Annotated in this window: 13 protein-coding genes; 8 read left to right on the top strand and 5 right to left on the bottom strand. The window is 30.9% G+C overall.

The window, feature by feature from the left end:
* The first annotated feature begins 47 nt into the window (after nucleotides 1–47).
* Nucleotides 48–1,190: a TraB/GumN family protein gene (locus MEVAN_RS06650; RefSeq protein ID WP_012066100.1), complete on the top strand. Its 1,143-nt coding sequence runs from the start codon at nucleotides 48–50 to the stop codon at nucleotides 1,188–1,190.
* 42 nt (nucleotides 1,191–1,232) lie between these two features.
* On the opposite strand, the gene MEVAN_RS06645 is transcribed toward MEVAN_RS06650, so the two are convergent.
* Together MEVAN_RS06645 and hypE are read right to left on the bottom strand one after the other, a co-directional pair.
* Nucleotides 1,233–3,728 (bottom strand): NosD domain-containing protein, encoded by a 2,496-nt coding sequence (locus MEVAN_RS06645; protein WP_012066099.1) that lies wholly within the window; start codon nucleotides 3,726–3,728, stop codon nucleotides 1,233–1,235.
* A 322-nt stretch (nucleotides 3,729–4,050) separates the two neighbouring features.
* Nucleotides 4,051–5,055 carry a hydrogenase expression/formation protein HypE gene (gene hypE / locus MEVAN_RS06640; RefSeq protein WP_012066098.1) on the bottom strand — a complete coding sequence of 335 codons (1,005 nt, stop codon included), beginning with the start codon at nucleotides 5,053–5,055 and terminating at the stop codon, nucleotides 4,051–4,053.
* A 236-nt stretch (nucleotides 5,056–5,291) separates the two neighbouring features.
* Between hypE and comA the strand changes: the two genes are divergently transcribed.
* The 4 genes from comA to MEVAN_RS06620 are packed head-to-tail and all read left to right on the top strand — an operon-like array spanning nucleotide 5,292 to nucleotide 8,236.
* Nucleotides 5,292–6,047 (top strand): phosphosulfolactate synthase, encoded by a 756-nt coding sequence (comA, locus tag MEVAN_RS06635; RefSeq protein ID WP_012066097.1) that lies wholly within the window; start codon nucleotides 5,292–5,294, stop codon nucleotides 6,045–6,047.
* A gap of 18 nt (nucleotides 6,048–6,065) precedes the next feature.
* Nucleotides 6,066–6,854, top strand: a complete 789-nt coding sequence (locus tag MEVAN_RS06630) for an ATP-binding cassette domain-containing protein (RefSeq protein ID WP_012066096.1) — start codon at nucleotides 6,066–6,068, stop codon at nucleotides 6,852–6,854.
* A 19-nt stretch (nucleotides 6,855–6,873) separates the two neighbouring features.
* The gene (locus MEVAN_RS06625) at nucleotides 6,874–7,578 is read left to right on the top strand and encodes a GTP-binding protein (protein ID WP_012066095.1); all 705 of its coding nucleotides are present in this window, start codon (nucleotides 6,874–6,876) and stop codon (nucleotides 7,576–7,578) included.
* Nucleotide 7,579: 1 nt separating this feature from the next.
* The gene (locus MEVAN_RS06620; RefSeq protein WP_012066094.1) at nucleotides 7,580–8,236 is read left to right on the top strand and encodes a (Fe-S)-binding protein; all 657 of its coding nucleotides are present in this window, start codon (nucleotides 7,580–7,582) and stop codon (nucleotides 8,234–8,236) included.
* A gap of 64 nt (nucleotides 8,237–8,300) precedes the next feature.
* On the opposite strand, the gene larC is transcribed toward MEVAN_RS06620, so the two are convergent.
* Nucleotides 8,301–9,518 (bottom strand): nickel pincer cofactor biosynthesis protein LarC, encoded by a 1,218-nt coding sequence (larC, locus tag MEVAN_RS06615; RefSeq protein WP_012066093.1) that lies wholly within the window; start codon nucleotides 9,516–9,518, stop codon nucleotides 8,301–8,303.
* A gap of 185 nt (nucleotides 9,519–9,703) precedes the next feature.
* Between larC and truA the strand changes: the two genes are divergently transcribed.
* From truA to MEVAN_RS06600, 3 genes are read left to right on the top strand one after another with little or no spacing between them, the layout of a single operon-like run.
* The gene (gene truA, locus MEVAN_RS06610) at nucleotides 9,704–10,501 is read left to right on the top strand and encodes a tRNA pseudouridine(38-40) synthase TruA (protein WP_012066092.1); all 798 of its coding nucleotides are present in this window, start codon (nucleotides 9,704–9,706) and stop codon (nucleotides 10,499–10,501) included.
* Complete coding sequence (locus MEVAN_RS06605; RefSeq protein WP_012066091.1) at nucleotides 10,498–11,214, top strand: hypothetical protein; 717 nt, start codon at nucleotides 10,498–10,500, stop codon at nucleotides 11,212–11,214. The genes truA and MEVAN_RS06605 overlap by 4 nt, the downstream gene beginning before the upstream one ends.
* A gap of 24 nt (nucleotides 11,215–11,238) precedes the next feature.
* Nucleotides 11,239–11,877 (top strand): MarC family protein, encoded by a 639-nt coding sequence (locus MEVAN_RS06600; protein ID WP_012066090.1) that lies wholly within the window; start codon nucleotides 11,239–11,241, stop codon nucleotides 11,875–11,877.
* A gap of 108 nt (nucleotides 11,878–11,985) precedes the next feature.
* Here MEVAN_RS06600 and MEVAN_RS06595 read toward each other — a convergent pair whose 3' ends face one another.
* Nucleotides 11,986–13,044: a mechanosensitive ion channel family protein gene (locus MEVAN_RS06595; protein WP_012066089.1), complete on the bottom strand. Its 1,059-nt coding sequence runs from the start codon at nucleotides 13,042–13,044 to the stop codon at nucleotides 11,986–11,988.
* 23 nt (nucleotides 13,045–13,067) lie between these two features.
* Nucleotides 13,068–13,997: a tyrosine--tRNA ligase gene (locus MEVAN_RS06590; protein ID WP_048059169.1), complete on the bottom strand. Its 930-nt coding sequence runs from the start codon at nucleotides 13,995–13,997 to the stop codon at nucleotides 13,068–13,070.
* Nucleotides 13,998–14,082 lie beyond the last annotated feature (85 nt).

Genomic DNA, 14,082 nt, shown 5'->3' with positions numbered 1-14,082 from the left:
TATATATAATCCATAATTGATATAGCTAGTAGTTATATGGTGGTAAAATGTATATAAGTGTTAACAATGGCGTTACAGAATGCGAAATCAGACTTGTTGGAACTGCCCACGTATCTGATGACAGTATTGCTTACGTTGAAAACGCAATTATAGAAATGGATCCTGAGCTTGTTGCTATTGAACTAGATAAAGATAGATTCATCTCAATGCTTCAAAATAAAAAGGAAAACGTTGATTTAAAGGCAGTAATTAAGCAAGGTAAGGTAGGAATATTTTTAATCCATTCAATTTTAGCAAATTTTCAAAAAAATATCGGGGAACAGTTTGGAATAAAGCCTGGAAGCGAAATGAAAAAAGCCACCGAACTTGCAATACAGTATCAAAAACCCATCTCATTGATAGACAGGCCGATTGGAATTACCCTTTCAAGAACTGTTAGTAAAATGTCATTTAAAGAAAAATTTCGGTTTTTACTAGGATTATTAACTGAAAAAAATGTTGAACTTGATGAAAAGGCAATTAATGAAATGGTAGAAAATGCAGAAGACATGATATTAATCTTAAAAGACATTTCACCATCGATATACCTAACTTTGGTTGATGAAAGAGATAAATACATGGCTAAAAATATTTTTGAAGCAAGTAAGGGGAAAGAAAGAATTCTTGCAGTTGTTGGGGCAGGCCACTTAGCCGGAATTAAAAAATATTTAAAAGAACTTGAATCAGGCCATGAAATTGACATTAAAGAACTCCTGGAAGTAAAAAAAAACAGTAACATAATGGGAAAATTAGTTTCTATTGTAATACTGATGATTATTCTTTATGGGTTTTACAGTGTATCGAATAATTTAGAAGCATTAAAGAGCCTTACTTTCGAATGGATTTTAATAAATGGAGTTCTTTCTTCATTAGGCGTTGTTTTAGCAAGGGGGAAATTGCAAACAATTATTGCAGCGTTTTTAGCAGCCCCAATAACTTCTTTAATTCCAATTATAGGTGCAGGTTACGTTGCAGGGCTCGTAGAGTTGAAATTTAGAGACGTAGCCTTTGAGGATATTTCAAAGATGATAAATACTGAAAGTTTCAAAGAACTGATGTCAAATCAGGCAATGAGGGTCTTACTTGTTGCAGCACTTGCAAATCTTGGTAGTACAGTTGGAACTCTTTATTTTGTCCCCCGATTTATTTAGTAATTACTAAAATTAAAAAAGGTTAATACTATTTAATGAAATTTAAACCTTATTTTCTTCAATTTTGTCGTTTTTTAAATCAGTATCGGATTTTTCCAAGTTATTTTCTTCTGTGTTATTTTCTTCTGTGTTATTTTCTTCTGTGTTATTTTCTTCTGTGTTATTTTCTTCTGTGTTATTTTCTTCTGTGTTATTTTCTAAAGAAGTACTGTTTGTTTTATTATTGTCTTCAATTACGGTATTGTTTATAGGATCTACTGTATTGTTTATAGGATCTACTGTATTGTTTATAGGATCTACTGTATTGTTTATAGGATCTACTGTATTGTTTATAGGATCTACTGTATTGTTTATAGGATCTACTGTATTGTTTATAGGATCTACTGTATTGTTTATAGGATCTACTGTATTGTTTATAGGATCTACTGTATTGTTTATAGGATCTACTGTATTGTTTATAGGATTTTTAAGTTCTTCCTTATTTTCAATTTTAAATGTTAAAGTTTCTTTTGAGTTTATATTTTTTTCATTGTCTTCAGCATATATTCTTATAGAATGTGTCCCATAAGCAAGGTCATTTATTGTAACTATATAATACTCTGATCCATCATAATTCATGTTAAAATTTATTTTTCCATCAAGAACTGCCTTTACGGACTTTATTCCAGATTCATCTGTTGCGTTTACCTTAATTGTCACGCTTGTTTCCCTAAATATATTTTTATTATCTGGCTCTATTATTTCTACCTTTGGAGGGGTAGTATCCCCATCATTTACCTCAAATGTAACTTTTTCGTTATAGTTTATGTTTCCAGCATTATCTGTTGCAAATACCCATAGCGAATGAACACCCCTTCCAAGACCCGTTATAACATTTATGTAGTATCCAGAACTTTCTATGAGTTCTACGTTATAGTTACCTACTTTCGCATATACTGATTTTATTCCTGAAGTATCTGTTACTCGAACTTTAATCGATATTTCGGTATCTTCAGCGTAACCCCTAGCTGTTGGAGATATTATTTTAACTTCTGGAGGGGTATTATCAGGAGGGATAATTGAAAATGTCCTTAATGCTCCAGAATTTATGTTTCCAGCATTATCTGTTGCAAATACTTTCAATGTATGTCTTCCATAGCCTAAGCCTGAAAGTTCGTGTACAAAATTACTCCCATTTATCTTCATTATCTCTTTATAATCTCCGTTAATTTCAACCATTACTAATTTTACGCCCGAATTATCTATTGCTGAAACATTAATTAGTATTGTTTCATTTTCATTAAATATCGAATTTTCCCTAGGGCTTAGTATCGTCACTTCTGGAGGGGTATTATCTGGCGCAATTGGTAAAAAGTCAGTGTTTTCTGAGTTAATTCTGTAATGGTTTTCACTAAACATGTCCCCATTTGAGTCCTGATTTTCTGCTTTTTGACTAAAACCATCTCCTTTTGGACTGCACCATAAATTTCCACCGATAAATTCTCCTTTTAAAATATTTGTTCCATTATCCATGGACGTATTCCAATAATTTTTACCTGAATCTTTAAAATTGGCATTTATCGAGTTATTAAAAATGTTGTTATATAACATATTTTCAAATGACATTACTTCAAGTGAAACTCCTGACTTTCCATTACTCAAAACTTTATTTTCAGATACTTCGTTACTTTCTGAATTCCAAAGTCGTATCCCATTTATGGAATTTTCTGAAATTTCGTTTCTAATAAGGTTATTTTCAAAAGATTTCCATATATAAAAGCCTGAATCCCTATTTTCAGTTAAAGTATTATTTAAAAAGGTATTGTAACTAGATTCCCTGATAAGTACTCCATTATCTTCATTTTTAAAAATTTTATTTTCAGATATGGAATTATTTTTTGAATTCCAGACAAATATTCCATTATCTTCATTTTCAAATATAGTATTCCTTGAAATAGTATTGCTTTCCGAGTTTATCAACTCTATTCCATTGTAAATGTTATTGTTTGCACTATTTTCAGATACATTATTCCAATCTGACCCGTCTAAAAATATTCCTGCCGTAATTATACCTATAACGCCATTTTTATATGCATTATTTTTTGCAATTTCGTTATAGTTTGAATTTGAAAGGTAAATTCCGTCATAAATATTTTCAGATACATCATTGTTTAAAATTTTACAGTTTTTTGTATTTTCAAGAAAGATTCCGTATTCAAATTTTTGAATTTTAGCGTTTTTTAGTTTGACACCGTCCCCTAAAATAGCTATTCCTTTCCCAGAATATTCTCCTTCAATTGTAGAACCATTTAAATCGATAGTAATATTATTTTTTGCAATTTTTAATCCTTCAAAAAATTTTGAGTTTTTGGTAACCAAAATTACTGAACCTTCTTCTGCAATATCTATTGCCGACTGAAGAGAATTATTTGATTCAAAAGATTCTGCTTCAAAATACCAGTAGTGAGTATTATTTACGTATATTGTACTTTCACTAGCATAAATTCCGGGAATTAAAGTTAAAGCTAAAAGTAGCAGGATTATCCCAAAAATTTTCATTAAAACCACCCCCGAATAAACATGAAAAATTTATCCAAAATTTACATGCCTTACATAATTCTAAATTTATAAAAAGCCCTTATTATAGATTATTGTCAAAAAAAACTATTAAATGTGGCAATAATTTGGATTAAACCATTTTTAAATAATTAATTGTACAAATAACAATAATTTATCAATATAGTCCTAAAAGACCTTAAAAAATAGTATATTATTTTAAAATAATAATAATAATAATAATAATAATAATAATAATAATAATAATAATAATAATAATAATAATAATAAATAACTAAAAATTATTTAATATTTAAATTCTAAATTAACATACTCTAGGAATTGGATCGCCCAAAGGAGTATCTACTATTCTTTTTCCAACTAATGTTTCCATTAAAACGCCTTTGTGTTCAGATGTGACTGTTCCAATAATCTTAGCATTTTTTCCAAGAGGGTGTATCTTTAAAATTTCCAAAATTTTTTCTGAATCTTCAGCCCTAACTGCCATTACAACTTTACCTTCATTTGCAACAGTTAACGGATCAATCCCAAGTGCTTCACCGATAAATTGCACTTCATTACTTATTGGAAGCTTATCTTCGTGAATTAGTATTCCTAAACCACTTTTTTCTGCCATTTCATTTAATGAATCAGCAAGTCCTCCTCTTGTTGGGTCTTTCATTGCATTAATTTTAAAGCCAGCATCTAAAACTGATTTTACAAGGCCATTTATTGGGGCTACGTCTGATTTTAATTCTGATTCAAATTCAAATCCTTCTCTTGTAAGTAAGATTGTCAATCCATGTTCTCCAATATTTCCAGAAACGATTATAACGTCTCCTTCTTTCATTCCCGAATCCCTTACTGCATTTCCAAGTCCTACAATCCCTATTCCTGCAGAAGAAATAATTATGTCATCCACGTTTGAAACTTTTGTATCTCCCGTAATTACAGAAACTTCTGCTTCCTTACAGGCTTCATTTATTGATTTCATTATTTTATCAAGGTTTTCAATATCAAAGCCTTCTGGTAGGATTATTGAAAGAGAAAGGGCAATAGGCGTTGCACCCATTACTGAAAGGTCATTTACCGTTCCACAAACTGAAATCCTGCCAATATCTCCGCCTGGGAAAAATATGGGTTTTACAGTATGTCCGTCAACCGTAAAAACTATCTCTTTATCACCTAATGGAATTGTTGACGCATCATCAAGTGATTCAAGACCTATACCACCATTGACTGAGGTATTTTCTAAATTACCCAGTATTGTTTCCTTAATTAACTTTTGCATTACCGTTCCGCCTGCACCGTGCATTCGTGTAATTTTCATAGAAAAACCAACTCCAAAACTTAAACTGAACTTTTGAACCATTTATATTATGAACTATTATATTTTATTAATTGCGATTTACAGTTTTTACGTTTTTACGTTTTTTTCATTATTGGAAATTAAATTTCAAAAATAAATAAAAAATTATATAATATATTATTCTCATAGTATTTTAAAATTAGATTATAGTACATATATTTTAAAAGTATTTCCTTATAAGAAAAAGGTTGTGAACCATGAATGCATTTTCTTTTTTAAAGTTAAAAACAGGCACTGAACAAACGATGGTAATCGATAAAGGGCAATCTCCAGAGTTTATTGACAATTATTTAAGGGTTTGTGGAAAATACATTACATTTATTAAATTTGGTTGGGGAACAAGTGCCGTTCAGGAACGAGAAATAGTATCTGAAAAAATTAAAAGTTACAAAAAATACGGGATTAAAACGTATCCAGGTGGAACTCTCTTTGAATACTGCTTTTCAAAAGGATTTTTTGAAGAGTATTTGCTTGAATGTAAAAATTTAGGTTTTGAATGTATCGAAATTTCCGATGGATCAATGGATTTAAATCCAAAAGATAAAGATTATGCAATAAAAATGGCAAAAGAATACGGTTTTATCGTGCTTTCGGAAGTTGGAAAAAAAAGTATTGAAAAAGACAGTGAATTTGAAATATTAGAAAGAATTGAACTCGTAAAAAAGGATATTGAATCTGGTGCCGATTTCGTAATTATTGAAGGTAGAGAAAGTGGTAAATCTATAGGCTTATTTGACGATAAAGGAAATTTAAAAAAGGAAGAACTTGAAATACTGGCTGAAAACGTTCCAGTTAATAAAATAATCTTTGAAGCACCAAATAAAAATCAGCAAGTTGATTTTATACTTCGATTTGGAAATGGAGTAAATTTAGGAAATATATCTTTTGAGGAGGTTATTTCTCTTGAAACGCTTAGAAAAGGATTAAGAGGAGATACTTTTTTAAAAAGTTAATTTAAAGAGCGTGGTATTATGGATATCAAAGAAATAAAAATAATTGGCGGAGTTAATAAGTGTGGAGAATCAGAAAACGTTAAAGAACTTATTGTTAAGCGAGGAGAGATTTTTGGGGTAGTCGGGCCAACTGGAAGTGGAAAATCTAATTTAATAAGTGATATCGAACAGCTTTCACAAGGCGATACTCCTTCAAAAAGAAAAATATTGATAAATGGCGAAATTCCTGAAACTGAAATGAGGAGAAATCCTAGAAAAAGAAGAATTGCACAACTTTCACAAAACATGAACTTTTTAGCAGACATGACTGTTGAAGAATTCCTTATAATGCATGCAAAAAGTAGAGGTATTACTTCTGAAGGCATTGTTGAAAAAGTAATTGATTTAGCAAACAATCTTACCGGTGAACCGATTAAAAAAGACTACAACTTAACAATTCTAAGCGGGGGGCAGTCTAGAAGTCTTATGGTTGCAGATGTAGCAGTAATTAGTGATTCACCGATTGTATTAATTGATGAAATTGAAAATGCAGGAATTAAAAAGCATGAAGCACTTGAACTTCTTTCAGGATATGGTAAAATCGTGATGGTAATTACCCATGACCCAGTTCTTGCTTTGATGACTACAAGACGAGTAGTTATGAAAAACGGTGGAATGATGGAAATTATTGAAACTACGGATGAAGAAAAGGAAGTTTCAAAAAAATTAAGTAATATCGACAGTTGGATGCTTTCAATGAGGGAAAAAGTAAGGCACGGCCAAAAACTTAGTTTAAATGATATTAAAGCTCAGAAAGTACTTGAATAATATTTACGGATGTGAAATAATGAAGATGGTAATTGTTGCGGGAACCCCTGGAGCTGGAAAAACTTCAGTAATGATCCATACTATAAAACAGCTTATAAATAAAGGTAAAAAACCTGCTGTAGTTAAAGTTGATTGCTTATATACTGACGATGACAAAAGATACGGTAAATTAGGAATTCCAACCTTAATCGGGTTAAGTAAAGACATGTGTCCTGACCATTTTGCAATATATAATATTGAAGAAATGGCAGATTGGGCAAAAAATCAAAATGTTGACACATTAATTATTGAAACCGCCGGACTTTGCCATAGGTGTGCCCCATATACAAAAAATAGCCTTGGAATTTGCGTAATTGACGCTACATCTGGCCCAAATACTCCAAGAAAAGTAGGTCCATTTTTAACAAGTGCGGATATTGTTGCAATCACTAAGGGAGATATAATATCTCAAGCTGAAAGGGAAGTTTTTAGGGAAAGAGTTCTTGAAATGAATCCAAAATGTACAATACATGATGTTAACGGACTTAGTGGCCAAGGATGTGGAGAAGTTTCAGAAGAAATCATTGTTGCAAAAGAACTATCCGATTTAGAAAACGAAGAATTAAGGCATAGTGCCCCACTTTGTGTCTGTACATTGTGCGTAGGCGAAACAAAAGTTGCTAAAAAACACCATAGAGGCGTTTTAAGAAGAATAGATGGTTTTACCAAATATATTGGTGAATAGTATGGAAAATGTTAAAAAAATTTTAAAACTGCTTCCAGGGTTTAATTGTGGGGCTTGCGGATACAAAAGATGCGATACTTTTGCAGAAGATATTCTTAAAGGAAAATCCGTAAATGACTGTCCATTTCTACTTAAAGAAGAATTTAAGGGCAATTTACAAAAAATTAACGATATAAAAGGTAGTTTAAAAGAGACTCCTAAAGTACCATTATGCAGTAGCGGTAAATTAAAAGGACTTCTTGATGGATATGAGGCAGATTTTTTATTAGATCCGCTTCCAAAAGAGCATTCATGTAGGGAAACTTTAATAATACTTTCAAAAACACCTATAAAAATGGGTGACCACATAAAATATCGGCCTCTTGCATGCCCCATACCGCATTTTGCAGAGATTATAGGTGAAAGCCATGGAATGTACGTAGTACATCTTGAAGGGCCATGTAATCGATTTTCGGATTCAAAAAAAGAGTATAAAGAAGTAGGAATTGCACTTATAGCTGCATTTGAAGGTATTTATAGAGGAAAACCTCCTGAAGTTGGAAAAACCGTTAAATTTATTCCGACGCACTGTATGATGCAAAAAGTGCATAGTGGAGTAGTTGTAGAGGTAGAAGGAAATAGGGTCTTAATTGAGGGAATTGATTTAAAAGTCTGGTAATTAAAATTAAGTACCTAAATAATAATTAAGTGCTAAAGTTAGTACATAATCCTGCATTAAAACCTTAAAAACCATAAGTTTTATTTATTTCAATATTTGCATATTTTAAAACTTCCCTTAAAGGAATGTTTAACTTTTTAGCTATTTTTTTTAAATCTTCAAATTCTGGTTTTATATTTATAATATTCCCATTTAATTCTGATATTTTAACATCAAACTCAAATTTACAATTATTTAATGTTATAAATACTTTTTCAGACTTTCTTTTTGCCCTAATTTTATCATAATGGTTAATCCTAACTCCCAGAGTTCCGGTTTCCTCCATTATAATTTTAACAAATTTTTCAAAGTTTGTATATGGACAAATTACTGAAATCATTGTTCCATGCCTATTTTTCTTTCCAAATGTAGGGGTGATAAATACATCAGATGCACCTTCATTTAAAAGCCGCTCGGTAGCATAAGATATTATTTCTGCTGAAATATCGTCAATGTTAGTTTCAAGCATTATTGTTTTTTCAATTATTTTTTCATCCGTCTTTCCTTCAATAATTCGTAAAACGTTTGGAAAGTCCCCCATTCTCCGTTTTCCAGAGCCATATCCCGTTTTTAAAAAAATAATTTCCGGGTAAGAATCTAAAAATTCATCGGTAATATTTGAAAGTATGGCTATTCCAGTAGGTGTTAAAAGTTCGTATTCTAAATCTAGTTTTGAACATTTTATGTTATATTTGCATAAAATTTCAAGTGTTGCAGGAGCGGGGCTTGGAATGATTCCATGGGCCATTTTAATCCTGCCATTCCCAATTGAAGGGCATGTGGAATATATTTTTCCATCTAAATATCCGTTTCTTTCAAGAATAAGTATTGAACAGACTATGTCAAATACTGTGTCAATAGAGGAAATCTCGTGTAAATGAAATTTATCCCCGTGAAGCTTTTTTTCTGCAAATATTAGATCATTTATTATATTTTCACATAATTTTATAGACTTTTCCCTCATTTTTAAATTTTTTGAAATATTAATAATTGTATCCTTTAATTCATCAGGATTCTCGATAGTATCAGAATCAATTTGAATTTCAAGCTCTTTAGAAGAAATACCATTTACTTTCTCATCTAAAACTGCTACACTAAATGAATTACAGCACTTAAGTTGATTCAATTCATGCGCTACCATGTCAACCAGTTCATAAGAGCCCGTAAGGGCAATTAAAGAGGATATAAACATATCTCCTGAAATTCCGGCTATCTTAGGGTCGATTACAAGTACTTTTGTCATAACACTCAACTATAATTTTAAATATTCTAAACTAAAATTTAAAGTAATTTATAACTTATTAAAATTTAAACATTTTTAAAAATTTTAATTGTGCAACATTAAAAAGTCCTCCAAAAATTTATATATATGAAAACCATACAAAAAAGGACACTTCGAAGCCAAAATTCCTAATTAATCGTGATAAAATGTATATATTCAAAATTGCGTATGATGGACGTTACAGCTTTCAATCCCAACCCCATAGAAATACGGTATGTGATAAGATTACGGATACACTTTTAGAGTGCGGTTATTTAAAAGAAGGTGAAATACCTATCTCATATGGTGGAAGGACTGATTTAGGGGTATCCGCACTTGGAAACTATATTGTTTACAATATAACTGAAAAACCAGTGCTTTCAAGAATTTACTCGAAATTACATAAACACGGAATCTGGATACTGGGTTTTAATGAACTAAAAGAGCTTCCCGATGTAAAATATCGACATTATCGATATATTCTCCCAAATACGGGTCAAGACATTGAATTAATGAAAAAGGCATCGGAAAAATTAATTGGAACGCATTCTTTCCATAATCTATCAAAAAGAGATAAAACTAAGAACAGAAGTCCCATAAGAACGATTTATAATATTAAAATTGCTAAAAATGAGTATTTTATAACCATTGAAATTTTTGGAAAGAGCTTTTTATGGAACATGGTTCGAAAGATTGTAAGGCTTCTTTCTAATGTTGGATTAAGCAAATACAAAGAGTTTGAAAAATTCATTGATGATTTATTGGATAGGGATGTAAGAATGGGAGTTCAACCTGCAAGTGCAGAAGGTTTAATACTCGTCGATGTTAAAACGAATACTGAATTTAAAATTGATGAATATACGGTTAAAAAATTTGATCAGTATTTTAAAAAGTCCCTAAACAACCATTCCATGAATATGGGTCTTTCAAAAACCATGCTATCCAAAAATCAGGTGAGTTTATGAAGTATATTTCCTCAATAAGCGTAGATATCTCTTCAAATGACGTTGAAACTAATCCGGTCGTTAATGAAAAAATTGAGCGAGAACTTCAAGTAGAATTTTCAAAATTAGGCGTAAAATCAACTATTTCAAATGTTACTGGGGACGATATAGTAATATCTTCGTTTCTTTCAGAAGATAAGATAGAATTAGTAAATAAAATTGTGTTTAAATTGCTACATAAGCATGCTGAAGGATTTGAAGATTTAAATGGGGTATCAAATACTCCTGAAGATGCAGGGGAAGGTGTTTCTTACGCCATTGCAAAAACCAATTCTGAATATGGGGATTCAATAATAGTAAGTTTTGATACGTATTGCGGGGAGAGTTTTGTAAATAATGCAGCTCTTTTTGTCGAAGAAATCGGGCAAAAATTTGGCTACGACACTTCTACAAGCGTTTCGAAATATCCTAAGGAAATTCCAGGAATAGGGTATTCCGGAGCTACCACTGATGATCCAGTTGTTATAATTACGCTTAAAAACGTAAACGACCTTTCAAAAATTGCAGGACTTATCTATGGCGGTTTATTGGGGTTTGAAAACGTTTATTTCGTTGAGAAAGGTTCTCCAACAAACATTTTACCTCCGGGAGTAATATACACAATGTCTGCATTTTTAAATGGGAACTCTATCGACCTTTATCCCGGTATTAAAAGAAAAAATTATTTACCTTAAGAAAAACGTATTAGATGTGAAAATATGGACATTCACTTCACAATTTTAACATTCACTTCACTGTTTGCAATACTAAACCCTTTTGGAGTAATTCCTTCATATTTATGCCTTACAAGCCATTATTCAAAGGTTGAAAAACTAAAAGTAATTAGGAAATCCATGATTGCATCTTTCATTATATTGATGACATTTGCACTTCTTGGAAACCAGATAATCTCATTTTTTGGAATTTCAATTCCTGCAATCAAAATAACTGGAGGAGTTTTATTATTCCTCATTGCACTCGATATGATTCAAGGAAATACCTCAAAGGTTGAAAAAGCCCCAAAATTAGAATCTCAGATAAAAACTTGCGAAAATATCGAAGAATTAAATGAAATTGCAATAATTCCACTTACAGTTCCCCTTTTTACGGGCCCTGGCTCAATAAGTACCGTTATTGCAATGATGGCACAATCTCAGGATTTTGACAGTAAAATTTCGGTTGTAATTGCAATAGCACTTTGTATAATATTTTCTTACTTCGTACTTAAGTTTTCAAAAGACCTTGAAAAAACTATTGGAAAAATAGGGTTTAAGATTCTTACAAAAATGATGGGTCTTGTGCTTACTGCAATTTCAATCCAGATGGCCCTTGATGGTATTTTAATGGTTGTAAGATAAATATTGATTAAATTTCTGATTGATGATATATACCTAACTAATTTAAAAAAATAACTTAAAAAATTAATATTTTTATTTTAAAATACATTAAAAAATTAAATTTAGGAGTTAATCATCTTTTTTATAATATATCGTTTGAGTTGGGAATGCAAACTCAATTTTTTCACGATTAAATCTTTCTTTTATCTTTAAATTAACTTCATCTTTTGTATTTAAGTAAAAATCAAATCCAAAATCCCTTATAAAATATTCAACCCGTAAATCAAGTGAAAAACTACTAAATTCTACAAAAGAAACCCTTATTGGATCTAAAACACCATGATGTTCAGTTAATATATCTTTAATTATTTCTTTTGCAAGTTCTACCTTTTCTACCGGGGTATCATAAGTAAGGCCTATTGTAGTTTTTACCTGTCTTTTTCGCCTTGCAGAAAAGTTTTCTATTTCTGCTTGGATTATCCTTGCATTTGGAACTGTTATTAGGGTGTCACCAAAAGACCTTATCCTTGTGCTTCGAATTCCAACTTCTTCGATAATACCTTCCTGATTACCCCATTTTATCCAGTCGCCTAATGTAAAAGGCCTATCAATTATTATTAGAATTCCAGCAATAAAGTTTTCAATTGTATCTTTTGCAGCAAGTGCTACTGCAAGACCGCCTATACCGAGTCCCGTAAGAAGGGCAGAAATATTGTACCCGATATTTGAAAGTATCAAAAGAATTCCTGATAAAAATATAAATATCTTTAATAATTTCCTAAATATCGGTAGTAACTGGTCATCAAGTTTATTTTCTGATTTTTCAACTAAAGGTAGCATATAGTTTAAAAGGATATCATCTACTATTTTAATTGTAAAAATTATGCCTGCAAACGTTAATGCAACTTTTAAAGACTCATTAATCCAAAAATATACTGAATCCTGTAAAACAAGATTATTTAATCCATAATGAGTAAATATCACGAATAATACAATTATAATTGGAAATTCAATAGCATTCAAAAATATATCATCAAGTTTTGTCTTTGTTTTTTTAGTAAATGTTTTCACGTATTTGTTTATTACAATATAGGATAATTTTCCAAAAAATATTCCGAAAAACATGAAAATTAAAAAAATAAAGTAAGAATGAAGTGTATTCCCTTGGTAAATTACATCTAATATCATTTTTCCACTATTATTTAATTTTTTTATTTAATTTTTTCTCGAATAGGATTTAAAATTTCAATCAGTTGTTCTGCAACAAGAGTTTTAACATCCATCGGGTGAAGACCTTCAATATATGCAGTTTCTAATTCACCATAGTTATTTAAAACCAAATTTCCACCATATTTTTCAGGTCGGTTTATATTTACAGGATAATCCAAGTAATACCTTGCAATTTCGAGAACAGGGTTTCCAAAGACTTCCTTCATTGGACAAAACGCATTTTTAAGTTTATTTTTTATAGTTACTTCATCGTCATCAACTGCAATTAAATTTCCCTTTGAAGAAGACATTTTTCCTTCGCCATCAAGTCCCGTTAATATGGGGTTGTGGATACATATTGGTGCCTTATAACCCATATTCGGCAAAATCTCTCTTGAAAGCATATGGATTTTTCTCTGCTCCATTCCTCCGACTGCAACATCGACATTTAAATGTTTTATATCGTTTACCTGCATTAAAGGGTAGACTACGCTTGCAACTTTTGGGTTTTCATCTTCTCTTGCAATTACTTCCATACTCCTTTTTGCACGGTTTAGTGTTGTAGCAAGAGCTAATTTATATACATCGATAGTATATTCTTCATTTAATTGAAATTCGCTTCCGTAAACGTAATCTGCAATAAGGCCCATTGATTCAAATGCTTTTTTATTTTCTTCCCCTAATGCCCTTATTTCTTCCATCGTGCCTTTCTGGTTTAGGTAAGCATGTAAATCTGCGAGCAAAATAATTATTTTAAATCCTGCCTTTTGTAAATCTATCATTTTTTTTATTTGAAGATAGTGGCCCAAATGAATCTTTCCACTAGGTTCAAATCCGATGTATGCAATTTTTTCGCCTTCTTTTTTTAAAAGTTCATTCATTTCTTCAATTGACACTATTTCAGAAGTGTTTTTTAATATACTTTCTAACATATTTTCGCCTGATACTTGATATTCAAACATTTACAATTTTGTATATACGGTAGAAATAACAATATATAAGACTATATATAATGAT

This window comes from Methanococcus vannielii SB (assembly GCF_000017165.1).
GTDB lineage: Archaea > AGJL01 > Methanococci > Methanococcales > Methanococcaceae > Methanococcus > Methanococcus vannielii.
This window is presented reverse-complemented; position numbering and strand designations above follow the sequence as displayed.